This window comes from Achromobacter sp. RT286_PF (assembly GCF_059760425.1).
Window position 1 is genome coordinate 21,047 of the sequence record NZ_JCBAMR010000026.1, and the last position, 26,286, is coordinate 47,332.

At 65.3% G+C, this 26,286-nt stretch carries 22 protein-coding genes; 16 read left to right on the plus strand and 6 right to left on the minus strand.

Going from position 1 to position 26,286, the window contains the following annotated elements:
* From AC6LJY_RS19050 to AC6LJY_RS19075, 6 genes are all read right to left on the minus strand, one after another.
* A complete protein-coding gene (locus AC6LJY_RS19050) occupies positions 1 to 1,422 on the minus strand; it encodes an ABC transporter substrate-binding protein (protein ID WP_332612324.1) in 1,422 nt (473 codons plus the stop codon).
* 325 nt (positions 1,423 to 1,747) lie between these two features.
* Positions 1,748 to 2,710 carry a Nudix family hydrolase gene (locus AC6LJY_RS19055; protein ID WP_498136549.1) on the minus strand — a complete coding sequence of 321 codons (963 nt, stop codon included), beginning with the start codon at positions 2,708 to 2,710 and terminating at the stop codon, positions 1,748 to 1,750.
* Positions 2,703 to 3,569 (minus strand): DUF815 domain-containing protein, encoded by an 867-nt coding sequence (locus tag AC6LJY_RS19060; RefSeq protein WP_314365360.1) that lies wholly within the window; start codon positions 3,567 to 3,569, stop codon positions 2,703 to 2,705. The genes AC6LJY_RS19055 and AC6LJY_RS19060 overlap by 8 nt, the downstream gene beginning before the upstream one ends.
* 6 nt (positions 3,570 to 3,575) lie before the next feature.
* Positions 3,576 to 4,802, minus strand: a complete 1,227-nt coding sequence (gene argJ, locus AC6LJY_RS19065; RefSeq protein WP_314365361.1) for a bifunctional glutamate N-acetyltransferase/amino-acid acetyltransferase ArgJ — start codon at positions 4,800 to 4,802, stop codon at positions 3,576 to 3,578.
* 155 nt (positions 4,803 to 4,957) lie between these two features.
* Positions 4,958 to 5,998: a hypothetical protein gene (locus AC6LJY_RS19070; protein WP_104144766.1), complete on the minus strand. Its 1,041-nt coding sequence runs from the start codon at positions 5,996 to 5,998 to the stop codon at positions 4,958 to 4,960.
* A 61-nt stretch (positions 5,999 to 6,059) separates the two neighbouring features.
* Positions 6,060 to 6,554, minus strand: a complete 495-nt coding sequence (locus tag AC6LJY_RS19075; RefSeq protein ID WP_314365364.1) for a MarR family winged helix-turn-helix transcriptional regulator — start codon at positions 6,552 to 6,554, stop codon at positions 6,060 to 6,062.
* 268 nt (positions 6,555 to 6,822) lie between these two features.
* On the opposite strand from AC6LJY_RS19075, the gene AC6LJY_RS19080 reads away from it, so the two are divergent.
* The 16 genes from AC6LJY_RS19080 (at position 6,823) to AC6LJY_RS19155 (ending at position 26,283) form a co-directional block, all read left to right on the plus strand.
* A complete protein-coding gene (locus AC6LJY_RS19080; RefSeq protein ID WP_046807391.1) occupies positions 6,823 to 7,986 on the plus strand; it encodes an ABC transporter substrate-binding protein in 1,164 nt (387 codons plus the stop codon).
* A 131-nt stretch (positions 7,987 to 8,117) separates the two neighbouring features.
* Positions 8,118 to 9,038, plus strand: a complete 921-nt coding sequence (locus AC6LJY_RS19085; RefSeq protein WP_046807392.1) for a branched-chain amino acid ABC transporter permease — start codon at positions 8,118 to 8,120, stop codon at positions 9,036 to 9,038.
* Positions 9,038 to 10,003, plus strand: a complete 966-nt coding sequence (locus AC6LJY_RS19090) for a branched-chain amino acid ABC transporter permease (protein ID WP_219991639.1) — start codon at positions 9,038 to 9,040, stop codon at positions 10,001 to 10,003. The genes AC6LJY_RS19085 and AC6LJY_RS19090 overlap by 1 nt, the downstream gene beginning before the upstream one ends.
* Entirely contained in the window at positions 10,000 to 10,791 is a 792-nt protein-coding gene (locus AC6LJY_RS19095) for an ABC transporter ATP-binding protein (protein WP_219991640.1), read from the plus strand. Before AC6LJY_RS19090 ends, AC6LJY_RS19095 begins: the two co-directional genes overlap by 4 nt.
* A complete protein-coding gene (locus tag AC6LJY_RS19100) occupies positions 10,791 to 11,495 on the plus strand; it encodes an ABC transporter ATP-binding protein (RefSeq protein ID WP_046807400.1) in 705 nt (234 codons plus the stop codon). The genes AC6LJY_RS19095 and AC6LJY_RS19100 overlap by 1 nt, the downstream gene beginning before the upstream one ends.
* A 252-nt stretch (positions 11,496 to 11,747) precedes the next feature.
* Positions 11,748 to 13,736: a biofilm regulation protein phosphatase SiaA gene (gene siaA / locus AC6LJY_RS19105; RefSeq protein ID WP_205571601.1), complete on the plus strand. Its 1,989-nt coding sequence runs from the start codon at positions 11,748 to 11,750 to the stop codon at positions 13,734 to 13,736.
* A 24-nt stretch (positions 13,737 to 13,760) separates the two neighbouring features.
* Positions 13,761 to 14,300 (plus strand): biofilm regulation protein kinase SiaB, encoded by a 540-nt coding sequence (siaB, locus tag AC6LJY_RS19110; protein WP_120153693.1) that lies wholly within the window; start codon positions 13,761 to 13,763, stop codon positions 14,298 to 14,300.
* A gap of 40 nt (positions 14,301 to 14,340) precedes the next feature.
* Positions 14,341 to 14,718 (plus strand): biofilm regulation phosphoprotein SiaC, encoded by a 378-nt coding sequence (gene siaC, locus AC6LJY_RS19115; protein ID WP_104144762.1) that lies wholly within the window; start codon positions 14,341 to 14,343, stop codon positions 14,716 to 14,718.
* Positions 14,715 to 15,515, plus strand: a complete 801-nt coding sequence (siaD, locus tag AC6LJY_RS19120; RefSeq protein ID WP_046807397.1) for a biofilm regulation diguanylate cyclase SiaD — start codon at positions 14,715 to 14,717, stop codon at positions 15,513 to 15,515. Before siaC ends, siaD begins: the two co-directional genes overlap by 4 nt.
* Positions 15,516 to 18,131: a sensor domain-containing protein gene (locus AC6LJY_RS19125; RefSeq protein WP_046807398.1), complete on the plus strand. Its 2,616-nt coding sequence runs from the start codon at positions 15,516 to 15,518 to the stop codon at positions 18,129 to 18,131. It begins immediately after the preceding gene.
* A gap of 757 nt (positions 18,132 to 18,888) precedes the next feature.
* Positions 18,889 to 21,240, plus strand: a complete 2,352-nt coding sequence (locus tag AC6LJY_RS19130; protein ID WP_498136550.1) for a bifunctional salicylyl-CoA 5-hydroxylase/oxidoreductase — start codon at positions 18,889 to 18,891, stop codon at positions 21,238 to 21,240.
* Positions 21,237 to 22,028, plus strand: a complete 792-nt coding sequence (locus AC6LJY_RS19135) for an SDR family NAD(P)-dependent oxidoreductase (RefSeq protein ID WP_046806570.1) — start codon at positions 21,237 to 21,239, stop codon at positions 22,026 to 22,028. The genes AC6LJY_RS19130 and AC6LJY_RS19135 overlap by 4 nt, the downstream gene beginning before the upstream one ends.
* Positions 22,029 to 22,069: 41 nt before the next feature.
* A complete protein-coding gene (locus tag AC6LJY_RS19140; RefSeq protein WP_046806569.1) occupies positions 22,070 to 22,927 on the plus strand; it encodes an enoyl-CoA hydratase family protein in 858 nt (285 codons plus the stop codon).
* 2 nt (positions 22,928 to 22,929) lie between these two features.
* Positions 22,930 to 24,099, plus strand: a complete 1,170-nt coding sequence (locus AC6LJY_RS19145) for an acyl-CoA dehydrogenase family protein (protein WP_046806576.1) — start codon at positions 22,930 to 22,932, stop codon at positions 24,097 to 24,099.
* A 72-nt stretch (positions 24,100 to 24,171) separates the two neighbouring features.
* A complete protein-coding gene (locus AC6LJY_RS19150) occupies positions 24,172 to 25,812 on the plus strand; it encodes an AMP-binding protein (protein ID WP_120153701.1) in 1,641 nt (546 codons plus the stop codon).
* Between the two features lie 45 nt (positions 25,813 to 25,857).
* Positions 25,858 to 26,283 carry an acyl-CoA thioesterase gene (locus tag AC6LJY_RS19155; protein WP_046806567.1) on the plus strand — a complete coding sequence of 142 codons (426 nt, stop codon included), beginning with the start codon at positions 25,858 to 25,860 and terminating at the stop codon, positions 26,281 to 26,283.
* The last annotated feature ends 3 nt before the right edge of the window (positions 26,284 to 26,286 follow it).

Genomic DNA, 26,286 nt, shown 5'->3' on the forward strand with positions numbered 1-26,286 from the left:
TCAGCTCCGCTTCAGGATCTTGGCGTACTTCTTGTAAAGCGCATCCCAGCGGGCGCGCAGCTCGGTCGCCACCTGGGCGGGCGTCTTCGACCCTTTGATCAGCAGGTCCTGCGCGATCATCTCGTGCATGCCGGTATCCCATTCCTGATACCAGGGCGCCTTCAGGATGTGCGCGGCAACGGCCTTTTCGCGGCCTTGGAATAGCCACTGGTAGACCTGCTCGGCCTGCGGGGGGTACATCCATTTCATAATCGCGGCGCGGCTTTCCGGATCGCGATACAGCTCGGGAAACGGCACTTCCAGATTGGCCTTGGCGATCCAGTTCTTGTGCGTGGTGAGCTGGCCCGCCTTGTCGCGGTAGCCGAAGTACTTCACCAGTTCCCACAGCGCGGCCTGCTCGGCGTCGCTGCGCTTGCGGGTGGACATGCACAGCAGCGCGTGGCCCACCAGCACGGTGTCGTGCGTGGCGCCCGGCACGACCGGGTTGTAGCTGGAATACGCGGCAATCTGGCTCTTGGCCGGATCGTTGTAGTTAAAGCTGTAGTAGTCGATGTTCAGGTGAAACGCGTGCTGGCCCTTCATCCACGAGCTGGATGTTTCGGTGCCCGACCACGTCAGCACGGCGCGCTGCACCAGCTCGTCGTCCCACCAGCGTTTCCAGTCCGTCAGCACTTTCACGATCGGCGTGTCGGGGCCAAAGGTGGCGCGTAATTCGCCGTCCACGAAGCGCTCGCCTTCGGCAAAGCACTGCGCGATCAGCGCCCACGGCAGGCCGGTCCACGCGTTGTACCAGGGCATCAGGAGCGGGTGTTCGCACAGGCCTTTTTTCTTGATGTCGCGCGCCTGCTTTTCGACGGTGGCCCAATCCCGCGGGTAGTCGGCGGCGTTGGCGGTGCCTTGGAAACCGGCTTCGCCCAGCATCTTCTCGTTGCGGAACAACGCGAAGGGCCCGCCGTTGTAATACGTCAGGCCCAGGTAGCGGCCGTCGGTGGCACGGGCATCATCGACGATGCCGGGAAACATCTGCTTCTGGATGTCGGCCAGGCCGGGCATGTCGTCGATGGCGCGTATCCATCCCGCCGCGTACCAGCGCGACGCCTGGCCGCGCTGCGCATAGAACATGTCCAGCGGGGCCTTGGCTGCCAGCTGCGTTTCCAGCACGGCGGCGTAGTCGCCGGGGATGGGCGACAGGTTCACCGGCACTCCGCTTTCCTGGGTGAAGCGCGCAGCGCCCTGCTGCACGATTTCGCTGCCCCACGGCCAGAAGGCAAAGGTCAATGGCGATACGGGTTGCGCCAGGCCGGGCAGGGGCCAGCCGGTGGCGGCAAGCCCGGCCGCGCCGGCCAGACCGGCGGCGCCGCGCAAGAGGAAGTCGCGGCGGGCCGGGTCGGCGCTGCCATCAAGGGGAAAACGCTGGGGCATGCTGGACTTCCTTGTTGTGGGGACGACGACAAAGAGAGGGTGCAGCGACGACGGTGAAGAGGCGTTCCAGGCTAGATGTGACTACGTGGTCACATTGTGGTGATCAAGATATTGCTTTCGGCCCGGAGGCAGCAAGGGGGGAGTTTCCCTAGGGGGCCACGCAGCGGCGCTGCAAGGGCCTGGGTAGCGCGACGCCGCTGCGATCGAGGCGCCATGCAATGAAAAACGCCGCGCCGTGGCAAGCACGGAACGCGGCGTCTGGATGCCACCAGCCGAAGAAAAGCGGCGCGTTAGGTACCGGGTCCGTTTCCGCCGGCCAGCCGCGTCAGATCACGCCGCGAATGCCGGCGATACCGTGCGCGCCATGCCGCAATGCTTGGGACACGGTGCTGGTCGACTGGCCGCCCAACGCAAACACCGGGATGCCCGCATCCCGGTTGCCTTGTACAAAGCCTTCCCAACCCAGCGTGGCCGCGCCGGGGTGGCTGGGCGTATCCAGCACGGGCCCCAGCACTGCGAAGTCCGCGCCAAGTTCGCGCGCGTGCACCACCTGTGCGTTGTCGTGCGCCGACACGCCGACGAGCGCACCCGCCGGCAACTCCGGGCGCGCATGCAGGCGCGCGGCATCTGCGGTGCGCAGGTGCACGCCGTCCGCCTCTTTCCACCACGCCGCCGGGTGCGCGCTGTTGACCAGCAGCCGCGCGCCGGCCGCGCGGCAACGCTTCTTTACCTGATGCAGCACTTCATGCAGCGAGGCCGCGCCGGGGCCGTCGGGCCACTGCGGTTCACGGAACTGCACCAGCTTTACGCCGCGCGCCAAAGCGGCTTCCAACCGGCCCAGGAAGGCCGGCACGCCCGCGCGCGATTCGATGGAGCTGATGCCATAAGTGGTGGGCAGTTGCAGCCAGCGCAGCGGCGGCAGCGTGGCGGGCAGCAAGTCGCCGACCGATGCCGCGTTGGCCGGGTCCACCCATTCCAGGCGCTGGTTTTCCAGCCCTTGCGGTTCGCCTTCCCACGCCGTGACATGGCAGAACGCCAGGCGCACCGTGGTGTGGGGATAGACGTGCACATAGGTCACCCACGGGCGCGACTGCGTCACGCGGATGCCCAGCTCTTCCTGCAATTCGCGGGCCAGCGCTTGCAGCACGGTTTCGCCGGGTTCCAGCTTGCCGCCCGGCAGCTCCCACCAGCCCGACCAGGGCTTGCCCTCGGGCCGCTGGCCCAAGAGCAGCATGCCGTCGGGACGCAGGATCAGGCCCGCTGCAACGTCAACGATCTTTTCAGACATGGCGGGCCGCCCAATCGCGCGCGAACTGATAGGCCACGCGGCCCGAACGCGATCCGCGTTCAATCGTCCATTGCAGCGCCTCGGTGCGCGAGGGCTCGATGTGCGCCTCCGGGCAGCCCAGCTCGCGCAGCCAGTGGTAGACGATGTCCAGGTAGTCATCCTGCTTGAACGGATAGAACGACAGCCACAGCCCGAAGCGTTCCGACAGCGAGATCTTTTCCTCGACGGTTTCGCCGGGGTGGATTTCGCCATCGGGCTGATGCTTGGCCTGAAGGTTCTCGCTCATGTATTCGGGCATCAGATGACGCCGGTTGGACGTGGCGTAGATCAGCACGTTGTCGCCCGAGGCCGACACCGAGCCGTCCAGCACCGACTTCAACGCCTTGTAGCCGGGCTCGCCTTCTTCAAACGACAGGTCGTCGCAGAAGACGATGAAGCGCTCGGGGCGCGGCGCGACCAGTTCGACGATGTCGGCCAGGTCGCCCAGGTCGGACTTGTCCACTTCGATCAGGCGCAGGCCCTGGTCGCCGTACGCCGCCAGCATCGCCTTGACCAGCGAGCTCTTGCCGGTGCCGCGCGCGCCGGTCATCAGCACGTTGTTGGCAGGCTTGTTCGCCAGGAACTGCCGCGTGTTGCGGTCGATGGTGGCCTTCTGGCGCTCGATGTGCTGAAGGTCCTGCATGTCGATGCGCGCCACGTGGCGCACGGCGTCCAGCCAACCGCGCGAGCCGCGCTTGCGCCAACGGAACGCGTGCGCGCTCCAGTCGATCTCGGGCGTGGCCGGCGGCAGAAAGGCCTCAAGCTGCGCCAGCACGCGCTCGGCGCGCTGGATCAGGGTGGTGAACTCGCTAGCGCTCATGGCCGATCACGAACGGTAGTCGGCGTTGATGGACACGTATTCGTGCGAGAAGTCGCAGGTGTAGACGGTGTCAGACACCTGGCCGCGGCCCAGCGCGATGCGCACCAGGATTTCGGCCTGCTTCATCACGCGCTGGCCATCGGCTTCCTGGTAGTCGGGGTTGCGGCCGCCGTTCTTGGCCACCAGCACATCGTCCAGCCACAGGCGGATGTTGGACACGTCCAGGTCGTCGATACCGGCATAGCCCACGGCCGCCAGGATGCGGCCGAGGTTGGGGTCCGACGCGAAGAACGCGGTCTTGACCAGCGGCGAATGCGCCACGGCGTAGGCCACCTTCAGCGCTTCTTCGGTGGTGCCGGCTTCTTCGACGCGGATGGTCATGAACTTGGTGGCGCCTTCGGCGTCGCGCACGATCTTGGTGGCCAGTTCCAGCGCGGCGGCGGTCAGCGCGTCGCGCACGGCGGCGTAGGCGGCGTCCGATTCGCTGTTGACGTTCACGCCCGATTTGCCGGTGGCGGCGATGATGAACGAATCGTTGGTGGACGTGTCGCCGTCAACCGTGATGCGGTTGAACGACGCGTCGGCGATTTCACCGGCCAGCTTGCGCAGCAGCGGCTGGGCAATGCCGGCATCGGTGGCCAGGAAGCTGAGCATGGTCGCCATGTTGGGGCGGATCATGCCGGCGCCCTTGCTGATGCCGGTGAAGGTGACGGTCTTGCCGTCGATCCGCACCTTGGCCGACGAGATCTTGGGCAGCGTGTCGGTCGTCATGATGCCGTGCGCGGCGCTGGACCAGTGGTCGGCGCCCAGGTTGGCGATGGCGCCCGGCAGGCCGGCGACCAGGCGGTCCAGCGGCAGGGGCTCAAGGATGACGCCGGTGGAGAACGGCAGGACTTCGGCGGCGGGCACGCCCAGCAGCTTGCCCAGCGCTTCGCAGGTGTCCTGCGCTTTCTTCAAGCCTTCTTCGCCCGTGCCGGCGTTGGCGTTGCCGGTATTGATGACCAGCGCGCTGATGGGGCCGCCGGCGGCCAGGTGGGCCTGGCAGACCTGCACCGGGGCGGCGCAGAAGCGGTTGCGGGTGAACACGCCCGCCACGCTGGTGCCTTCGGCCAGGCGGAACACGGTCAGGTCACGTCGGTTGGCTTTGCGGATGCCGGCCTCGGTGACGCCGATTTCAACACCGGCTACAGGAAAAATTTCGGACTCGGAGGGGATCTGCAAATTAACGGCCATGACTTCGTCTCTTGAGTAGGCAGGACAAAATCGCCGCCGGTAAGGCGGCGCGCGGGGGGAAAGCTTCGTATTATCCCACCGCTTTGCGGCAGGGGTTTGTCAGGCGGCGGCCGGTGGGGCAGGGTGGCCCCTGGCGGGCAAGGCGGGCAAGGCGGTCAGGGAGCCATCCGCATGGCCGCCACGTCCAGCACGCCGGCCTGGCGGTTGGTCAGCACGCTGCGCACCGTGCCGTCGGGCGCTTGCAGCACCGAGTTGCCGGCGTCGACATCTTCCCCCCCATTGCGGCGCGCCGAGCGCCCGCGTGACGGCGAAAACAACAGGTCGCCCGCTTGCGCGCCCGGCAGGCGCGGGTTGGCGGCCAGCACGCGGGTGCCGGGCGGGTAGGTCATGGCGCCCAGCGTGGTCTCGCGCGCCAGCAGGCCTTCAAAATCCAGCAGGCGGCGCTGGCTGTCCAGCCGCATGTCCACCTTCAGCAAGGGCAGTTGGCGCAACGTCACGGCGTCGCTGCCCTCGGTACGCAGCAACCAGCGCGGCGTGCTGGCGCCCGCCTCGGGCGGCGTGCCGCGCGCGGCCTCGTCCACTTTCAGCCAGGCGCCCGGCGGCACCGGCTGCTGGTCCAGCGTATTGCCCACCGCCAGATGGCAGCTGGCAAAGCGCGGCTGGCCGCCTTGCAACACGAATTCCAGGCGATGTCCGTGCGCGCACAGCCAGCCTTCCTGCGCCTGGTCGCGGGCAATTTCGACGGACAGGGTTTCGGGTTGCTTGGGGGTGGCGGCGTAGCGGAACAGGCGGGTGGCGGACACGCCCAGGATGGCGGCGGGTTGCGCGTCGGGGAAGACGGCGCGGTCGAACGAGGCCAGTTCCCCCGGCCGGGTCAGGCTGAGCACGGTGCCGGCGGGCATGTCCACGCCGGACAGGCGCGTGGCGTGGGCCAGCGTTGTCTTGCGGCCGGCGTCGGCCTCGGCGTCGCGGTGGGCGGCAAACCACAGGCTGAACTGCTGATAAGGAAAGATAGCGCCGACCAGCGCAAGAATGGTCATCAGCGTCGTGCCGATGCGCCGGTGGTCGCCCAGCCACAGCCGCGCGCTGGGCGTGGTCGCCAGCACGGCCAGCCAGGTCAGCAAGGTCGCCAGGCAGGCCAGCGACGCCGCCATCAGCACATAGAAATTACCGCCAGGAAGGGAAACCGGAATCATGGCGGCAATTATGCGCCAAACCGGGGTCGGTTTTCAGCGCTGGCGGGGGGCAAAGCGTGGCTTATGGCTTGGCGGATTCCGAGCGGGTGGCCACCACTTGCAGCTTCAGTTCGCCCAGCGCCTGGAACAGCGCGTTGCGGGTGGACTCGGGCAGGTCGCCAAACATGGACTTGACCCAGGTTTCATGGGCGCGCGCCATGCGGGCAAAGCTTTTCTTGCCCTGGGGCGTGAGCTTGATGAGCGAACTGCGGCGGTCGGACTCGACCTTCGTGCGCACCACCAGCCCTTCCTTTTCAAGCTGGTCGGTAATGCCGGTGATATTGCCGTTGGTGACCATCATGTGCCGCGAGAGCTCGCCCATCTTCATGCCCTTGGGCGCGCGTTGCAATTGCGCCATCAGGTCGAAGCGGGGCAGGGTGGTGTCGAACTCGTTACGCAGGCGGCTGCGGATTTCGCTTTCGATGAGATTGGCGCAGGTGAGCATGCGCAGCCAGAGGCGCAACGCATGGTGGTCGTCGGGCGCGGCGCGGGATTCGAGATCAGGAGCGTCAGTCATCGGCGTTTTCTTGAGGTTCGGCAAGATGTCGGGTACTGTCGCGCGTGCGCCGTACCCAGCGTGTCGTCGAAGTGGTCATCGTTGATGGGGGGCTGGTAAACCCGCGGTAGAGACCCCGCTGGTAAAAACCCTAGTCTTGTTTTGAAGAATACTTTAAACCTAAACTATGAACCGCGCCAGCTTTCCCTATGCCGCGCGCAGAAGTCATTCGAATCGCACCCTCAATAAGAACACCCTCTGCGCGGGCTCGCGCACGGAGCACACCACCATGCGTTTGATCACTTCCCTTATCGCCGCCGCCGCGCTGGTTCCGGCCGTGGCCATGGCCGACGCCGTCAAGGTCGGCATCGCCAACGATATCTCCGGCCCGTTCTCGGCGCTGGGCGCCGAAGCGCGCGATGGCTTCAACCTGGCCATCAAGCAACTGGGCAGCAAGCTGGGCGGCCAGCCCGCCGAATTCGTGCAGACCGACATGGGCGGCAACCCTGACCAGGCCCGCCAATTGGTCACGCGTTATATCCAGCGCGAAAAAATCGATTTCTTCACCGGCCCGATCGGCTCGAACGTGGCGCTGGCCGTCGGCCCCGCCCTGTTCGCCGCCAAGGTGCCGTACCTGTCGAACAACCCGGGCCCCAGCCAGTTCGCCGGCGCCCAGTGCAATAACTACTGGTTCGGCACGTCGTACCAGAACGACGCCTTCCACGAAGCCGCCGGCAAGGTCGCCGCCGACCGTGGCTTCAAGAAAATGTTCATCATGGCCCCCGACTATCCGGCGGGCAAGGACGCGTTGACGGGCTTTAAGCGCGGCTACAAGACCGCCCCGGGCGACGAGGTCTACACCAAGCTGGGCCAGATCGACTACGCCGCCGAGATCGCGCAGATTCGCGCCGCCAAGCCGGACGCCGTCTACATCTTCCTGCCGGGCGGCATGGGCATCAACTTCGTCAAGCAGTTCGTGTCGGCCGGCCTGTCGCAAAGCGTCAAGCTGATCGGCCCGGGCTTCTCGGCTGACGAAGACGTGATCCAGGCCGTGGGCGAACCCATGCTGGGCATGTACAACACCGCCCAGTGGGCGCATGACCTGGACGTGCCGCAGAACAAGGTGTTCGTGGACGCCTTCCGCAAGGAATACAACGGCCGTTACCCGTCGGTTTACGCCGCCCAGGCGTACGACGTGATCATGGCCATGGACGCCGCCGTCAAGCAGGCCGGCGGCAAGGCCTCGGATCGCGCGGCCGTCATCGCCGCCCTGGAAAAGGCCGACTACCCGTCGGTGCGCGGCAGCTTCACCTACGGCAAGAACCACTATCCGATCCAGGCCTATTACCTGCGCGTCGTCGACAAGGACGGCAGCGGCCGCATCACCAACAAGCTGGTCGGCAAGGTGTTCGACAAGTACCAGGACGTCTACGTCGGCGAGTGCAAGCTCTGAGGTAAGACGCCCAAGCGCGCGTCAGCCGTGGTTTCCGGCCCAGCCGGACGCGGCCGGCGCGCGCCGCCGTCCCATGTAGGTTTGAATCGCACGCGCACCGCCATCAAGGCGCGCGGCAGGGGGAAGTGTTCATGACGTTTACGCTGATCGTCGAGCAATTGCTGAACGGTCTGCAGTTTGGGTTGATGTTGTTTTTGATCGCGGCCGGGCTGACCCTGGTTTTCGGCATCATGGACATCATGAATCTGGCTCACGGCTCGCTCTACATGGCCGGCGCCTATGTCGCCGCCGAAACCATGCAGCGCACAGGTTCATTCACCGCCGCCGTCCTGGTGGCGGCCGTCGCTACCGGCCTGGTCGGCGTGGTGCTGGAACTGACGCTTATCCGCCGCCTTGCGCTGCGCGACCATCTGGCCCAGGTGCTGGGCACCTACGCCGTCATCCTTATCGCCAATGACCTGGTCAAGATGATCTGGGGCCCGGCGCCCGTCATGCTGAACATGCCGGCTGTGTTGTCAGGTCCGGTGCGGCTGCTGCCCGACCTGCTGTACCCGGCCTATCGGCTGATGATCATCGTGTTCGGCGTGGCCGCCGCCGCGGGGCTGTACTGGTTCGTGACGCGCACCCGCGCCGGCGTGCTGGTGCGGGCCGGCGCGTCCAATCGCCAGATGGCCACGCTGATGGGCGTGCGCGTGCCCTTGCTGTTCCTGGGCGTGTTCGTGCTGGGCGCCATGCTGGCCGCCGTGGCCGGCGCGTTGCTGGGGCCGATCACGTCGGTGCAGGTCGGCATGGGCGAAGAAATCCTGATCCTGGTGCTGGTGTGCATCGTCATCGGCGGCATCGGATCGATTCGTGGCGCGTTTGTCGGCGCCTTGCTGGTAGGCATGGTCGACACGGCGGGGCGGGCCTTCCTGCCCATGTTGCTGCGCCAGGTCTTTTCGCCCGCTGTCGCGTCCAGTGTCGGTCCGACGCTGGCAGCCATCGCCATCTACGTATTGATGGCGGCCGTGCTGGTGTTCCGGCCCTCGGGCCTCTTTCCGGCGCGGGGTTGATGATGAAAAGCACAATCTGGACGGTGGTCCTGTTGTTGGCGCTGGCGGCGTTCCCGCTGGTCGCGCCCGCACTGGGGCTGGACTTCTACATTTCGTTCGTGCGCCGCGTGCTGATCTACGCCCTGGCCGCGACCAGCCTGAACCTGATCCTGGGTTACGGCGGCATGGTGGCGCTGGGTCACGCGGCCTTCTTTGGCGCGGGCGCCTACGCCGTGGGCATCCTGGCGATGTCGGGCATCACATCGGCGTTTATCGTCTGGCCGGTGGCGATGCTGCTGGCGGCCGTGCTGGCCGCGATCACGGGGGCGATCTCGCTGCGCACGCGTGGCGTCTACTTCATCATGATCACGCTGGCGTTCGCGCAGATGCTGTTCTACATCTTCATTTCGCTGCGCCAGTACGGCGGGGAAGACGGGCTGAACCTGCCCGGCTATTCCACCTTGCCGGGCATCGACCTGGCCAATGACGTCAGCTTCTATTACCTGGTGCTGGTGCTGTTTGCGCTGCTGATGTGGGTGTTCAGCCGCGTGGTGTCGTCGCGCTTTGGCACCGCCTTGCAGGGCATTCGCGAAAACGAATCGCGCATGGAGTCCATGGGCTATCCCGTCTACCGCATCAAGCTGGTGGCGTTCACGCTCAGCGGCGCGGCGGCGGGCCTGGCGGGCGCGCTGCTGGCCAATCACAACCTGTTCATTTCTCCCAGCCTGATGCATTGGACGCAGTCGGCCAACCTGCTGATCATGGTGCTGGTGGGGGGCATCGGGCTGCGTTGGGGCGGTGTGGCCGGCGCGGTCGTGATGCTGACGCTGGAAGAAGTGCTGCGCTTGTGGACGGAATACTGGCACCTGCCGCTGGGCGTGTTGCTGCTGTGCGTGGTGTTCGGCGCGCCGCGCGGTCTGGTGGGCCTGTTCGGCCCGATGTTCGGCGGACGCGCCGCTGCCCAATCCGGCAAGGTGGGATCATGAGCCTGTCATCCATTGCCCAGGCCACCTCGGCAAATACGCCCGCCTTGCAAGCCACCGGCCTGGTGCGCCGCTTTGGTGCGCTGGTGGCCACCGACAATGTGTCGCTGTCCTTGAATCCGGGTGAGATCCACGCCTTGATCGGGCCCAACGGCGCCGGCAAGTCCACGTTGATCCATCTGTTGTCCGGCACCTTGGCGGCCGACTCGGGCACGCTGACGGTCGGCGGACGCGACGTGACCGGCCTGAACGCGCACCAGCGGGTGGCGGCCGGTTTGTCCCGGTCGTACCAGATCACCAATATCTTCAAGCAGTCCAACGTGTTGGACAACCTGGTCCTGGCGGTGCAGGCGCACGCGGGCAGCAGCTTCCGGTTCTGGAAGCCGCGCGCCGCCGAGGCTGCGCTGTACGAACAGGCGCGCGAGCTGGCGCGTGAATGCGCCATCGACGCCAGCCTGCTGGACCGCCCGGCCGGCACCCTGCCGCACGGCGAGCAGCGCAAGGTGGAATTCGCGCTGGCGCTGGCCGCGCGTCCCAGTGTGCTGTTGCTGGACGAGCCCATGGCCGGCATGGGGCCGGACGAAACCGTCCGCCTGACCGAGCTGATCGAAAGCCTGCGCGGCCGGGCCGCCATGCTGCTGGTCGAACACGACATGCAGGCGGTGTTCCGCCTGGCCGACCGTTTGTCGGTGCTGGTGTATGGCCGCGTCATCGCCACCGGCACCCCCGACGACATCCGCGCCAATCCCGAAGTGCGCCAAGCCTACCTGGGCGACGAGGAGACCGCATGATGCTGACCATTGAATCGGCCAAGAGCGGCTACGGCGCCAGCCAGGTGCTGTTCGGCGTGGACCTGCAAATTGGCGCGGGGCAGGTGGTGACGCTGCTGGGCCGCAACGGCATGGGCAAGACCACGCTGCTGCGCACCCTGTTCGGCCAGTTGCCGCTGCGCGGCGGCAAGATTCACTTTGCGGGCCAGGACATCAGCGGCTGGAGCACGGACCGTATCGCGCGGGCCGGCGTGGCCATCGTGCCGGAAGGTCGCCAGTGCTTTCCGAACCTGAGCGTGCGCGAACACCTGACCGCTTTCGTGGCGGGCCGCAACCCCGACATTACGGACCCGTGGACGCCCGACCGCGTCTTCGACCTGTTCCCCCGCCTGCGCGAACGCGCCCGCAACATGGGCAACCAGTTGTCAGGCGGCGAACAGCAGATGCTGGCTATCGGCAGGGCGCTGGTGACCAATCCGCGCCTCTTGATCCTGGACGAAGCCACCGAAGGGCTGGCCCCCAAGATCCGCGAAGAGATCTGGCATTGCCTGGCGCGTCTGCGCGAAGCCGGCCAGACCATCCTGGTCATCGATAAATATGTCGAAAGGTTGCTCAGCCTGGCGGATCAGCACGTCATCCTGGAACGCGGCAAAGTGGTCTGGACGGGCGACTCGCCCGCGCTGGACGCCGACCGTGGCCTATGGGAACGCTATCTGGGCGTGTAGTAATAAAGCTGCACAGGGGCGGGTGAGCGGAAAAATAATAAGAAAAAAGTAGGAAATAAAACGCAATAAACCGGCATTTTCATTGCTGCGTTGAAACACAAGGTGTCTGGCTCGAATCCAGACGTTTGCAGCTGTTTCAAAAGCCCCCGCTGTTCTCTACACTTGTCGCGCCTGTCCCCATCGCGTGTGCTTGCCGACTGGGTACGCACGTGACGCACGTTATGTCTTATCAAGTTGTCAGGAAGACTTCGCATGGCGAAATGGGGTTTGCGCAAAAAATCATTGATGGCGCTGTTGCTGGCGTGCGTGGTCGCCTTGGCGCCTGCCGCCGTCATCGGTTGGTTGGTGCTGGACGGCGTCCGGGACCACTTCGGACGCGCCTTCGCCGATAACTTCACGCAGCTGAACCGGCAACGCATCCTGGCGCCGGTGTCGCGCGAACTGGCCTTGTCCTTGCGGCTGGCCGACAGCGAAGTCACTCGCCGCTGGCTGCGCAACGAAAACGATCCCGCCGCCCGCGAGCTGTTCTTTCGCGAGGCCGACGGCTATCGGCGCGACTTGCTTGGGCGCGCCTACTTTATCGCCAGCGCCGCCTCCGGCAACTACTACTTCAACGACGACCAGCCGCTGTCCGAGGCGCCGCGCTATACGCTCAGCCCCTCGGCAGCGGACGACGGCTGGTTCTACGCCACGCTGAAGTCGCCGGCCAAATACAACATCAACGTCAACCCCGACCTGAAGCTCAAGACCACCAAGGTCTGGATCAACGCGCAGGTGCGCGACGGCGACAAGGTGGTGGGGCTGACCGGTGCGGGGCTGGATGTGGGCGGCTTCCTGCGCGAATTCGTCAACAGCGGCCAACCTGGCGTTACGCCGATCATCGTTGACGAAGACGGCGCCATCCAGGCGCACATGGACCCCACGCTGATCGCCTACAACTCGGGCGCGGGCGGCGGCGCGGCGGACCGCGGGCGGGTGTTCAGCCTGCTGGACGCGGGGCCGGGCCGGGAAGAATTGCGCGCGGCCATGCATGCCGCGCAGGCAGACCCGCAATCGGTGCAGACGGCCTGGGTCGTCATGGATGGCGCGCGCCAGCTGGTGTCGGTGGCGTATATGCCCGAACTGCACTGGCACGTGCTCACCCTGGTGGACCTGGGCGCCGCGCGCGTGCTGGACACCGACTGGCTGTGGCCGGCCGCCATCGGCCTGGTAGTGCTGTTCGCTGCCATGCTGCTGTGCTTTGGCTACGCCATTGAACGCCTGATGCTGCGCCCCTTGCGCCGCTTGCAGCAATCGGCACGCGCCATCGCCGACGGCAGTTACGACGTGCGCCTGCCGCCGGGTGGCCAGGACGAAATCGGCGACCTCAGCCGCGCGTTCGGCGTCATGGCCGACAAGGTCCGCCAGCACACGGCCGAACTGGAGAGCAAGGTGCGCGAGCGCACCTCTGCCCTGGAAGACGCCAACCGCGCCATGGCGGCCGCGCACAAGAAGATCGGCGATTCCATCGACTACGCCAGCCTGATCCAGCGCGCCATCCTGCCCGACCGCCAGATGACGCAATCGCTGGGCGCGCACCACTTCGTGCTGTGGAAGCCGCGCGATGTGGTGGGCGGCGACTTCTACGTGTTCCGCTCCGATGGCGCCAACTGCCTGTTGGGCATCATGGATTGCGCGGGCCACGGCGTGCCGGGCGCGCTGATGACGATGCTGGCGCGCGCCGCGATCGATCTGGCGATTACCGAGGTCGGCCCCAGCGACCCGGCCGGGGTGCTGACCCGCACCGACGGCGCCATCCGCGCGATGCTTGCGGATGCGCAATTGCCGCGCGCGCTGGCCACGAATACCGATGCGGGGCTGGTATATATTGACCGCCAATCCGCGCGCCTGCGCTATGCCGGCGCGAAGATCAGCCTGTACGCCAGCGATGGCGAGACCCTGCGCGAAATCCAGGGCGGCAAGCGCGCGCTGGGCGACAAGCGGGTGGGCGTCTATGAAAACATCGACGTGCCGCTGCAATCCGGCTGGACGTATTACCTGGCCACCGACGGCTTCCTGGACCAGGCCGGCGGCGAGCACGGATTCGGTTTCGGCAACACGCGTTTCGCGGAAATGCTCAAGAGACACGCGCGGCAGCCGTTAACCGAGCAAGCCGCCGCGTTTTCGCAGGCGCTGGCGCAATACCAGGGTGGCCGTCCCCAACGTGACGACATCACCCTGCTGTCTTTCCGTTTCGAATAAACGTTATCAGGGCGGTAACCCCCTATGAATGCCTCCGATCTCTACGCGTTGGGCGAACGGTTCAACCAGAACCGGACCCTGCTTTGCTTTAACGGGCCGATCTCCCGCAGCCTGATCGAGGAAATCGGCAATGCGCTCAAGAATTACCTGAACGCGGAACATGCGCGGCCGGCCGAAGCCATGGACGTCTTTTCGGTCTATATCGAAATGATCCAGAACATCCGCCAATACGCCACCGCCAATGGCGATGCCGAAGCCTGCGCCACGGTGGTCATAGGCCGCCGCGACGAAAGCCGCTACGTGGTGTCGGCGGGCAACCGGGTCAAGGCCGAGGACGGCCACGCGCTGGTTGCGCGCATCCGCGAACTGGCCGCGCTGGACAAGGCGGCGCTCAAGGCCGAATACAAGGCGCAGCTGCACAAGCCGCGCGCCCAGGGCGTGGCCTCGGGCGCGGGCCTGGGCCTGATCGATATTGCGCGGCGCGCCGGCGCTCCGCTGGAAGCCAGCCTGACGCCCACGGCGGGCGAGGGCGTTGCGTTCTTCAGCCTTAGCGTTGTGATCTGAAGGCTACGCGCGCAGCCAAGAATCATTTTCGGAGTATCTGATGAAAGACCTGAACATTCCCGGGACGCAGTCCACGCCCGCCATCACCGCCGACGCCGCTGCCGGCGTGCTGGCGATGCGCGGCGACTCCTACCCCGAGAATTCGTTTGAATTGTTCGGCCCGGTCATTGAATGGGTCGAAGCCTATCTGCTGGGCACGACGGCCCCGTTGCGCCTGGAACTGGAGCTGCTGTACCTGAACACCAGCAGCATCAAGTCCGTCATGGACATCTTCGACCTGCTGGAAGCGGCCCATTGCAAGGGCCAGCCGGTCAGCGTGACCTGGTTCTACGACAAGCGCAACGAGCGTGTCGGCGAGCTGGCCGAGGAATTCAAGGAAGACTGCACCTTTCCGTTTTCGGTGGTTGGCCGCGAATGAAACCGGGCGCCGCCGAGCTGGATCGCCGCATCGCCGAACTGCTGGCGGACCCTGCCCATACCGGCCACCCGCTGCGCGAGGCGCTTGAAGCGCTGTGGCGGCACACGGCCGAACAGATGGCGCGCATCGAACGCGTGACGCAGTTGTCGGACGCGTACCAATCGATGGCGCACGAGCGCGAGCTGGGCCTGTGCGACCAGTTCGACCGCCAACTGCGCCGATTGACGCGCATTGCCCGCATTTCCGACCACTACCAGAACATGATGCGGGACTTGAACACCGCGCTGGAGGAAACGTCCAGCCGCGATCCGCTGACGGGCCTGCTGAACCGGCGCGCGCTGATGGACATGATCAAGCAGGAAGTGGGCCGCGCCTCGCGCAGCAACGAGAGCTTCGTGGTTGCCATGCTGGATGTGGACCACTTCAAGGCGGTCAACGACCGCTATGGGCACGAAACCGGCGACCGCGCGCTGGTTGAACTGGCCGGGGTGCTGCGCGAAAGCCTGCGCACCGGTGATCTATGCGGACGTTGGGGCGGCGAAGAATTCCTGGTGATGCTGCCCAACACGCAACCCGAAGCCGCCCAAGGCGTCATGGACAGGCTGGTCGGCGCGGTGCGCGGGCTGGCGGTGGCGGCGGGCGAGCACGACGTATTGAGGCTGACGGTCAGCATCGGCATGGCGCACTACCAATCCGGAGAAACCTTTTCCGAAACGCTAAGCCGAGCGGACCAGGCGCTGTATCTGGCCAAGCAGGACGGACGCGATCGCGTCGCCCTTGGTTTTCCAAAGCGCTGAATGAAACCGGATCTGCTGTTTTCCGGTATGGAGCCCCTTATGCTTGACACTCATCAGGCAAGCGTTTCAAGCGCGGGCCCCCAGGGCGCCGCGTGGCATACCCAGAATTACCTGGCGTCGATGGATCGGGCGCTGTTGCTGTTCGACTTTGACGCTGATGGCGCGCTATTGAAGGCCAACGCCAATTTCCTGGCGGCGGTTGGCTATACCCGCGAAGAGGCGCTCACGCTGCGCCACGACATGCTGTGCGACAGCCTGGACGAAGGCAAGGGCATCGCCAGCGGCGAACGCATCTGGACGCGCTTGCGTCGGGGCGAACATTTTTCCGGCACGTGTCGCTACCGCATGAAAGACGGGGGCAGCCTGTGGATCGAAGCCACGTACCTGCCTTTGCCCGACGAGGACGGCGCCATCACGCGCGTGTCGGTGGTGTCGCGCAAGTCGATTGCCGACGCGGAACGGCAGGAAGAGATTCGCTTGCTGCTGCTGGGCATCAACGAAACGGGCAACGCGGTGGCGGTGTCCGGTTGCGATGGCCGCATCGTCTACGTGAACGACGGCTTTCAGCGCATGCTGGGCTTTGCGCGCGGCGACGCGCTGCATCAGGAACTGGGCGAGTTGCTGGCGGGCGGACGCCCGGACGGCGGCACGCGCGAAGAACTGGACCGCCGCATCGCTTGCCGCGAAGGCTTCCATAAAGACGTGCTGGTCTATGACCGCTGCGGCAAGCCGTTGTGGGTGTCGGTCATGGCCAACTCGGTCTTCGATGACCGTGGCACGCTGGTCAACATCGTGGATGTGCTGACCGACATTACGCCCACCAAGGTGCACGAGGTGCTGCAACGCCGCGTGCTGCAAGCCATGGTGAACGAGGCGTCGGTGGTCGAGGTCATGAACATGGTGTGCCGCGAGGTCGAGCGCCTGGCGCCCGAAGTGGCGGCGACGGTGTTGCGGGTGGACGATACGGGGCATCTGCGCCCGCTGGCGTCGCCGAGCATGCCGGACGCCTACTCCAGCGCGCTGGACGGGGTGAAGATTGGTCCGAACGTGGGCGCCTGCGGCACGTCGGCGTTCCTGGGTCGGCCGGTCATCGTGCCGGACATCGCGACGGACCCGCTGTGGGACGACTACCGCCATCTGCCGCTGCCTGAAGACATCAAGGCATGCTGGTCGTCGCCCATCAAGTCCAGCGATGGCCGGGTGATCGGTACGTTCGGCTTTTACTTCCGCGAACGCCGTCTGCCGGACGATTTTCATCATCGGCTGGTGGATGTGTGTGTGTATCTGTGCGCGCTGGCGCTGGAACGCGAGGAAGCGCGCGCGCGTATTCGTCAGTTGGCGTTCTATGACGAGCTGACGGGTTTGCCGAACCGCAATCTGTTGCTGGCGCAGGCCGAGCAGGCGATTGCGCGGGCGGAGCCGGAACGCAAGCGGGTGGCGGTGCTGTTCCTGGACCTGGATCGGTTCAAGCAGGTGAACGATACGCTGGGACATCCCATCGGCGATGCGTTGCTGCGGGATGTGGCGCAGCGTTTGCGCCGGCTGGCGCGGGCGTCGGACATCGTGGGCCGCTTGTCGGGCGACGAGTTTGTGATGCTGATGCCGGACTTCGAGCATGGCCGTCTGACGGCGGCGGCGGAACATGTCCTGGTGGCGTTGGCCCAGCCGTTTTCGGTGGGCGGCGTGACGTTGAATCCGTCGGTCAGTATCGGGATTAGCGTGTTCCCGGAGAACGGCCGCGATATGGATACGTTGCTGCGCCATGCGGACATGGCGATGTATCAGGCGAAGACGGCGGGGCGGAACCGCATTTCTTTCTTCAGCGCGGAAATGAACCGTCAGGCGCAAGAGCGTCTGGCGCTGGAAGCGGCGCTGCGGGATGCGTTGGAAGCGAAGGCGTTGCGGCTGCATTATCAACCGCAGGTCGGGTTGAAGAACGGCAGTCTGTATGGAATTGAGGCGCTGGCGCGATGGCGCCATCCGACGTTGGGCGATATTTCGCCGGCGCGGTTCGTGCCGTTGGCCGAGGAATGCGGGCTGATCGGCGACCTGGGGGACTGGGCGCTGCGCGAGGCGTGTTCGCAGTTGGCGATCTGGCGCAATAACGGTTTGCGGGTGCCGTCGGTGTCGGTGAACTTGTCGGCCACGAATTTCCATAATCTGAATCTGCCCCGGATGATTGCGGCGACGTTGGCGGAATTTGGGCTGGCGCCTGCGGATCTGATGCTTGAGATTACGGAAGGGGTGGTGCTGGATGCCACGGCCGGGACGCTGCGCACGATTGCGGAGCTGCATCGCCTGGGAGTGCGGCTGTCGATGGATGACTTCGGAACCGGGTATTCCAGCCTGGGGCACTTGCGGCGGCTGATCGTCGATGAGCTGAAACTGGATCGCAGCTTTGTGCAGGGGCTGGAAAGCGATGATGCGGCGCGGGCGTTGACCAGTGCGGTGATACGGATTGGTGAAAGCTTGAGCCTGCCTGTGGTGGCTGAAGGCGTCGAGAATGAAGAGCAGCGACGGTTTTTGATCGAGCAGGGGTGTGCGGCGGGGCAGGGGTTTTTGTTTTCGCCGCCGTTGCCGGCGGGGGAGTTGGAGGAGTGGTTGCGGGGGAGGTAGGTGGCTGTTTTGGGTTTTTGGGTTTTGGGTTGGCGTTGTTGGGCGGGTGTTGAGTGCTTGGGGCGGGTGTTGGGTTCTTTTGACGCCCGGCGCGGCGACGGCACGGGGCGGCGGGTCAACGATTGCGGTCCGGAGCCTTCGCTCCGGACTGCCCCGTCGTCATCCTCGTTGTCGCCTGCGGCGACTGCCTTCGGATTCCCTCGGGCTTATCGACTCCCCACCGCCCCGTGCCGCCGCCGCGCCGGGCTGCGATCGGGCATTGTGATCGGTCGCTGGGGCGGGTGGGGTTCTTAAGGGTGTAGCCACGGGTGGGGTGGGGCGGAAGGTCTTGCGGGGCCCGCCCCAGGCCGGCCGCGCGGGCGGCCTTTTGGGGCTTACGCGCTTTTGTGCGTCGGTGGGGGGGCGCTCTCGCGCTTTGGGGGGCGGATCTTGCGTGCGTTGGCGCGCTGGCTCTGGCTCTCGTTCTCTGCTTCTCTTCCTCTGCTTCTCTTCCCCGCTTCTATTCCTTTCTTTCAGTTTGCCTTGCTGGCTCCGCGCGGCCGGTGCGGCACTATTTTGTGGTCCGTGCGGTTTGTCTTTTTTGCGGTGACGTTCGTTGCCGTGTCCCTTTTTTCTGGTTTTCCTAATAGCTTTCCCGCATTTGCGCACCCCTCACTTCAGGTATATATTTCAAGCCTAAACTATCCAGACCTAAATATCCGCGGCGCCCCGCTCCGATACACGAGCGACTGTCGCGTACCTCGGAGCGTATACGGCAATGAAAATAGTCTGCATCGGCGGCGGTCCCGCCGGCCTGTATTTTGGTCTGCTCATGAAGTTGCAGAACCCCGCGAACGAAGTGACGGTCATCGAACGTAATCGTCCGTATGACACCTTTGGATGGGGCGTGGTGTTTTCGGATGCCACCATGCAGAACTTGCGTGAAGCCGATCCCGTGTCCGCTCAGACCATTGGCGATGCGTTCAACCATTGGGATGACATCGACATCCATTTCAAGGGCCGCAGCATCCGCAGCAGCGGGCACGGTTTTATTGGGATTGGGCGCAAGAAGCTGTTGAACATCTTGCAGGCGCGTTGCGAGGATGTGGGCGTGAAGCTGGTGTTCGAGAACTTTGTTCAGGACGATCAGGCCATTGCCCGCGAGTACGACGCGGACCTGGTGATTGCGTCGGACGGCATCAACAGCCAGATCCGTACGCGCTACGCGGATACGTTCCACCCGGATATTGACCAGCGTCGTTGCCGCTTTGTGTGGCTGGGCACGAAGAAGGTGTTTGATGCGTTCACGTTTGCGTTCGTGCAGACGGAACACGGCTGGTTCCAGGCGCATGCCTATCGTTACGAAGATGGCATGTCGACGTTTATTGTCGAGACGCCTGAAGAGACGTGGCAGGCGGCGGGCATTGAGCAGATGAGCCAGGAAGAGGGCATTGCGTACTGCGAAAAGCTGTTTGCGCCCTGGCTGGATGGCAATGCGCTGATCAGCAATGCGTCGCACCTGCGTGGCTCGGCGATCTGGATCCGTTTCCCGCGGGTGATCTGCAACACCTGGGTGCACTGGAATACGCTGGACACGGCGCGCGGTCAGCGTCGGGTGCCGGTGGTGCTGATGGGCGATGCGGCGCACACGGCGCACTTTTCCATTGGCTCGGGCACCAAGCTGGCGCTTGAGGATTCCATCGAGCTGGCGCGCTGCCTGAGCGGCGCCGAGGGCAGCGTCGAGGCGGGGCTGAAGCACTATGAAGAGGTGCGCAGCGTCGAGGTGCTGAAGATTCAGAACGCGGCGCGCAATTCCACCGAGTGGTTCGAGAACGTTGAGCGTTACGCGGAACTGGAGCCGGAGCAATTTGCGTATTCGTTGCTGACGCGTTCGCAGCGCATCTCGCATGAAAACCTGCGCTTGCGTGATCCGGCGTGGTTGGAAGGGTTTGAGCGCTGGATTGCGGAACGTGCCGGTGCGCCGGCGGCGCCGGGTCAGCGTCCGGCCATTCCGATGCTGACGCCGTATCAGGTGCGCGGCGTGCGCTTGAAGAATCGCATTCTGGTGTCGCCGATGGCGATGTATTCGTGCACGGACGGCGTGCCGGGTGATTTTCATCTGGTGCACCTGGGGGCGCGCGCCATGGGCGGCGCGGGGCTGGTCATGGTTGAGATGACTTGCGTGTCGCCGGATGGGCGCATCACGCCGGGGTGCCCGGGCCTGTGGAACGACGAGCAGACGCAGGCGTTCAAGCGCATTGTGGATTTCGTGCATGGCAATAGCGATGCGCGGATCGGTGTGCAGCTGGGCCATGCGGGCCGCAAGGGGTCAACGCAGCTGGGCTGGCAGAAGATCGATCACCCGTTGGCGGAAGGGAATTGGCCGTTGCTGTCGGCCTCGGCGCTGCCGTACATCGAAGGGGTGTCGCAGACGCCGCGCGCGATGACGCGTGCCGACATGGACGATGCGCGCGACAACTTTGTGGCGGCGGCTCGGCGCGCGCAAGCGGCCGGTTTCGATTGGCTGGAGCTGCACTGCGCGCACGGCTACCTGCTGTCCAGTTTCATTTCGCCGCTGACGAACCATCGGGACGACGAGTACGGCGGCAGCCTGGAAAACCGCTTGCGCTTCCCGTTGGAGGTCTTCAAGGCGGTGCGCGAGGTGTGGCCGCAGGACAAGCCGATGTCGGTGCGGATTTCGGCCAGCGATTGGGTGGAAGGCGGCATCACGGCCGACGACGCGGTGGAGATCGCGCGCCATTTCAAGGCGGCGGGCGCGGACATGATCGATTGCTCGTCCGGTCAGGTCAGCAAGGAAGAGAAGCCGGTTTACGGCCGCATGTTCCAGACGCCGTTCGCGGATCGCGTGCGCAACGAGGCGGGCATTCCCACCATCGCGGTGGGCGCCATTTTCGAAGCGGACCATGCCAACGGCATCATCGCGTCGGGCCGGGCGGATCTGTGCGCGTTGGCGCGTCCCCATCTGGCCGATGCCTCGTGGACGCTGCGTGAAGCGGCGCGCGTGGGCTATCGCGATGTGGCCTGGCCCAGCCAGTACTTTGCGGGCAAGCGCCAGCTGGAAACCAACTTCGAACGCGCTGCCGCGATGGCGCAACTGGATATCAAATGACAAGTCTTGCGCAACCGCTGGCGGGGCGCCACGCCTTGGTGACGGGGGGCGCGCGCGGCATCGGGCTGGCCAGCGCGCGTGCGCTGCTGGCGCGTGGTGCACGCGTGACGCTGCTGGGCCGTGATGGCGCGGCGCTGGAAGCGGCCACGGATAGCCTGGCGGCGTTGGGGCAGGTGCAGTCCGTCAGCGCCGACATCGCGGACGAAGCGTCGGTACGCGCCGCGTTTGCACAGGCAGAAGCAGAATTCGGCCCGGTGCTGGTGTTGGTGAACAACGCGGGCCAGGCGGTCAGCCAGCGCTTTGACCGCACCGACGCCGCGCTGTGGCACCAGATGATCGCGGTGAACCTGACCGGCACGTTTCACTGCATCCAGGCTGCGTTGCCCGGCATGCTGCAGGAAAAATGGGGCCGCGTTATCAACGTGGCCAGCACGGCGGGCCTGATCGGCTATGGGTATGTCAGTGCTTACTGCGCCGCCAAGCATGGCGTGATCGGGCTGACCCGTTCACTGGCGCTGGAAACCGCGCAGAAGGGCGTCACCGTGAACGCGGTGTGCCCGGGCTACACCGAGACCGACATCGTGCGCGGCGCGGTGGCCAATATCGTCGACAAGACCGGCATGACGCCGGACGCCGCGCGCGCCAAACTGGCCGAGCGCAACCCGCAGGGCCGCCTGGTGCAGCCCGAGGAAGTGGCCGAAACGGTGGCATGGCTGGCGTTGCCGGCCTCTGCTTCGGTCAACGGGCAGGCGATCGCCGTGGACGGCGGCGAAGTGATGACCGGCTAGGCCGGCGCCCCATCAACCCCTGGATAACGAACGGAGACACCATGAGCAAGCAGTCCGAAGAGCACACCATGAAGCACCACAAGCGTCCGCTGGCCGGCTATCAGGCGCAGACGTTTCTGTGGGAGGTGTCGGCCGACGGCAAGATCGGCACGGTCACGCTGAACCGGCCCGAACGCAAGAACCCGTTGACGTTCGATTCGTACGCCGAACTGCGCGACCTGTTCCGTTCGCTGGTGTATGCCACCGACGTGAAAGTCGTGGTGGTGACGGGCGCGGGCGGCAACTTCTGCTCGGGTGGCGATGTGCACGAGATTATCGGGCCGCTGACAAAGATGAGCATGCCCGAGCTGTTGGACTTCACCCGCATGACGGGCGACCTGGTCAAGGCGATGCGCGCCTGCCCGCAGCCCATCGTGGCGGCGGTGGATGGCGTGTGCGCGGGTGCGGGCGCCATGGTGGCGCTGGCCGCCGATATGCGCTTGGGCACGCCGGCGGCGCGCACGGCGTTCCTGTTCACCCGCGTGGGTTTGGCGGGCGCCGACATGGGCGCGTGCACCTTGCTGCCGCGCATGATCGGCCAGGGCCGCGCATCCGAATTGCTGTACACCGGCCGCGCCATGACGGCGGACGAGGGCGCCAGCTGGGGTTTCTTCAACGCGCTGCATGATTCGGCCAAGCTGGCCGAAGCCGCGCAGACGCTGGCCGCGCAACTGGCCGCCGGCCCGACGTTCGCGCATGGCGTCACCAAGAAGTTGCTGCATCAGGAATGGAACATGGGTGTGGACGAGGCCATCGAGGCTGAAGCCGAGGCCCAGGCCATCTGCATGCAGACGCGCGACTTCCATCGCGCCTACGAGGCCTTCGTGGCCAAGCAAAAGCCGGTCTTCGAGGGGAACTGATGATGCGTGACGCAAGCTGGCTGGACTGGCCTTTTTTTGACGATGCGCACCGCAAGCTGGCGCACGAGGTGGACGCCTGGTGCGAGGCGTCGCTGGGCGACGTTGACCATCACGACGCGGACGCCGCGTGCAAGAAGCTGGTCAAGGCCATGGGCCAGGCCGGCTGGTTGCGCTACGCGGTGGCGGGCGGCCCGGGCGGTGCCTGGGGCGGCGCGCTGCCGGAAGTCGATTCGCGCGCCGTGTGCATCCTGCGCGAAACGTTTGCGCGCCACGAAGGTTTGGCGGATTTTGCCTTTGCGATGCAAGGGCTGGGCAGCGGCGCCATCTCGTTGATGGGCTCGGACGAATTGCGCCAACGCTACCTGCCGCGCGTGGCGCGGGGCGAAGCCATTGCCGCCTTTGCGCTGTCGGAACCCGATGCCGGTTCCGACGTGGCCGCGCTGGCTTGCGAAGCCAGGCAGGAAGGCGACCATTACGTACTGAACGGCACCAAGACGTGGATCTCGAACGGTGGCATCGCGGATTTCTACGTGGTGTTTGCCCGCACCGGCGAGGCCCCGGGCGCGCGCGGTATCAGTGCCTTTGTGGTGGATGCCGACACGCCGGGGTTTGACGTCAGCGAACGCATCGAACTGATCGCGCCGCACCCGCTGGCCACGATCACGTTCGACAACTGCCGCGTGCCGGCCTCGCATCGTTTGGGCGATGCGGGCCAGGGCTTCAAGCTGGCCATGATGACGCTGGATATTTTCCGCGCCTCGGTGGCGGCGGCCGCGCTGGGGTTTGCGCGCCGCGCGCTGGACGAAGGCCTGGCGCGCGCCAAGTCGCGCCGCATGTTCGGCCAGACGCTGGCCGACCTGCAACTGACGCAAGCCGCGCTGGGCGACATGGCGACCGCCATCGACGCCTCGGCGTTGCTGACGTATCGCGCCGCGTGGATGCGCGACGTGCAAAAGCTGCGCACCACGCGCGAAGCCGCGATGGCCAAGATGACGGCCACGGAATCGGCGCAGACCGTGATCGACCGCGCCTTGCAGATGTTTGGCGGCGCGGGCGTGGTATCGGGGATGCCGGTGGAGAAGCTTTACAGGGAAATCAGAGCGCTGCGTATTTACGAAGGCGCCACCGAAGTGCAGAAGTTGATCATTGCCCGTGAATTGTTGAAGTCGTAAGGGGCCATCGAGCCCTCGCCTTCCAGCAAGAAAAAACCACACCGCACCGCATCGCACATCAAGGGGAATTTCATGGAAGTATCCGCCCACATCGACACCTTTGCCCGGGACAATCTACCCCCGGGCGATCAATGGCCCGAGTTCCTGCTTGATGGCCCCGACGTGGCCTACCCCAAGCGGTTCAATTGCGCTGTTGAACTGGTGGATGCCATGGCCGATCGCGGCTTTGGCGATCGCGTTGCGCTGCGCTGGCGCGACGGCGACAAGCAAGCCACGATGAGCTATCGCGAGCTGGCCGCGCTGACCAACCGCATTGCGCGCGTGCTGACTGAGGACATGGGCCTCGCGCCCGGCAACCGTCTGCTGCTGCGCGGTCCGAACAACCCGATGATGGCGGCGGCCTGGCTGGCCGCGATCAAGGCGGGGCTGGTGACGGTGCCGACGATGCCGCTGCTGCGCGCCAAGGAACTCAAGCAGATCATTGAAAAGGCGCAGATCCAGGCGGTGCTGTGCGATGCGCGCCTGAAGGAAGAAGCACAGTTCTGCGCGCAGCCCGACCACGAGCATCATTGCCCGCAGCTGACGCAGGTGATGTTTTTCAATGACGCCGCGCCCGATGCGCTGGACGCGCTGGCCGCCACCAAGCCCGACGATTTCACCGCTTGCGATACCGCCGCCGACGACGTGTGCCTGATCGCCTTTACCAGCGGCACCACGGGCTCGCCCAAGGGCTGCATGCACTTTCATCGCGACGTGCTGGCGATGTGCGACCTGTTCCCCAAGCATGTGATCAAGCCTGGCCCCGACGATATCTTCTGCGGCACGCCGCCGCTGGCCTTCACGTTTGGCCTGGGCGGGCTGCTGTGCTTTCCCCTGCGCGTGGGCGCCAGCACGGTGCTGGCGGAAAAGCTGTCGCCGGAAAGCCTGCTTGAACTGATCCAGGACTTCCGCGCCACCATCGTTTTCACCGCGCCCACGTTCTACCGCCAGATGGCCGCGCTGGTCGGCAAGTTTGATTTGTCGTCGCTGAAGAAAAGCGTGTCGGCGGGCGAAGCGTTGCCGGACGCCACGCGTCAGTTGTGGAAGCAGGCCAGCGGCATCGAAATGATCGATGGCATCGGCGGCACCGAAATGATCCATGTGTTCGTGTCCAGCCCGCCCGAGGCCGTCAAGCGCGGCGCCATCGGCAAGGTGGTGCCGGGCTACGTGGCGCAAGTGGTGGACGACGATATGAAGCCGGTGCCCAACGGCACGGTCGGCCGCCTGGCCATCAAAGGCCCCACCGGCTGCCGCTACCTGGCCGACGAGCGCCAGCGCCGGTTTGTACAGCAGGGCTGGAACCTGCCGGGCGACACGTTCATGCAGGACGATGACGGCTATCTGTACTATCAGGCGCGCAACGACGACATGATTGTCTCGGCCGGCTACAACATCGCCGGGCCGGAAGTGGAAGACGCGCTGCTGCGCCACGAAGCCGTGGCCGAGTGCGGCGTGGTCGGCGCGCAGGACGACGAGCGCGGCCAGTTGGTCAAGGCGTTTGTGGTGCTCAAGCCCGGCTACACGGCCAGCGATGCGCTGGTGGCCGACATGCAGGCGTTCGTAAAGGCCAGCATCGCCCCGTACAAATATCCGCGCGCCATTGAATTCGTGACCGCATTGCCCCGTACCGAAACCGGCAAGCTGCAACGCTTTGCGCTGCGCAAGATGGCTTGAACGCGAAGTCGGGAAATCAGGAAATCAGAAACTCAGGAACTCATCATGGCCGCAGCATTCACCAGCCAGGTAGAAGTCCGCTTTCGTCATTGCGACCCGGCGGGCATTGTGTTCTACCCCCGCTATTTCGAAATGATCAATGACTTTGTCGAAGAATGGTTCGACAAGGGCATGGGCCTGCCTTTCCATGCCCTGCATGTGGACCGGCATATCGGCACGCCCATGGCGTCGGTGACGTGCGATTTCAGCGCGCCCAGCCGCTGGCATGAACGCCTGCGCCAAACGCTGGAAGTCCAGCGTATCGGCGGCGCGTCGTTCAAGGCGCTGGTGCGCTTTGAAGGGCCGGACGGACAGTTGCGCCTGTCAGCCACGCTGACGATCGTGACGGTGGATTTACGGACGATGAAGTCCATGCCCATGCCTGCCGACCTGCGGGAACGCATGCAGGCTTATCTGGTTCCCGCGGCCTGACGC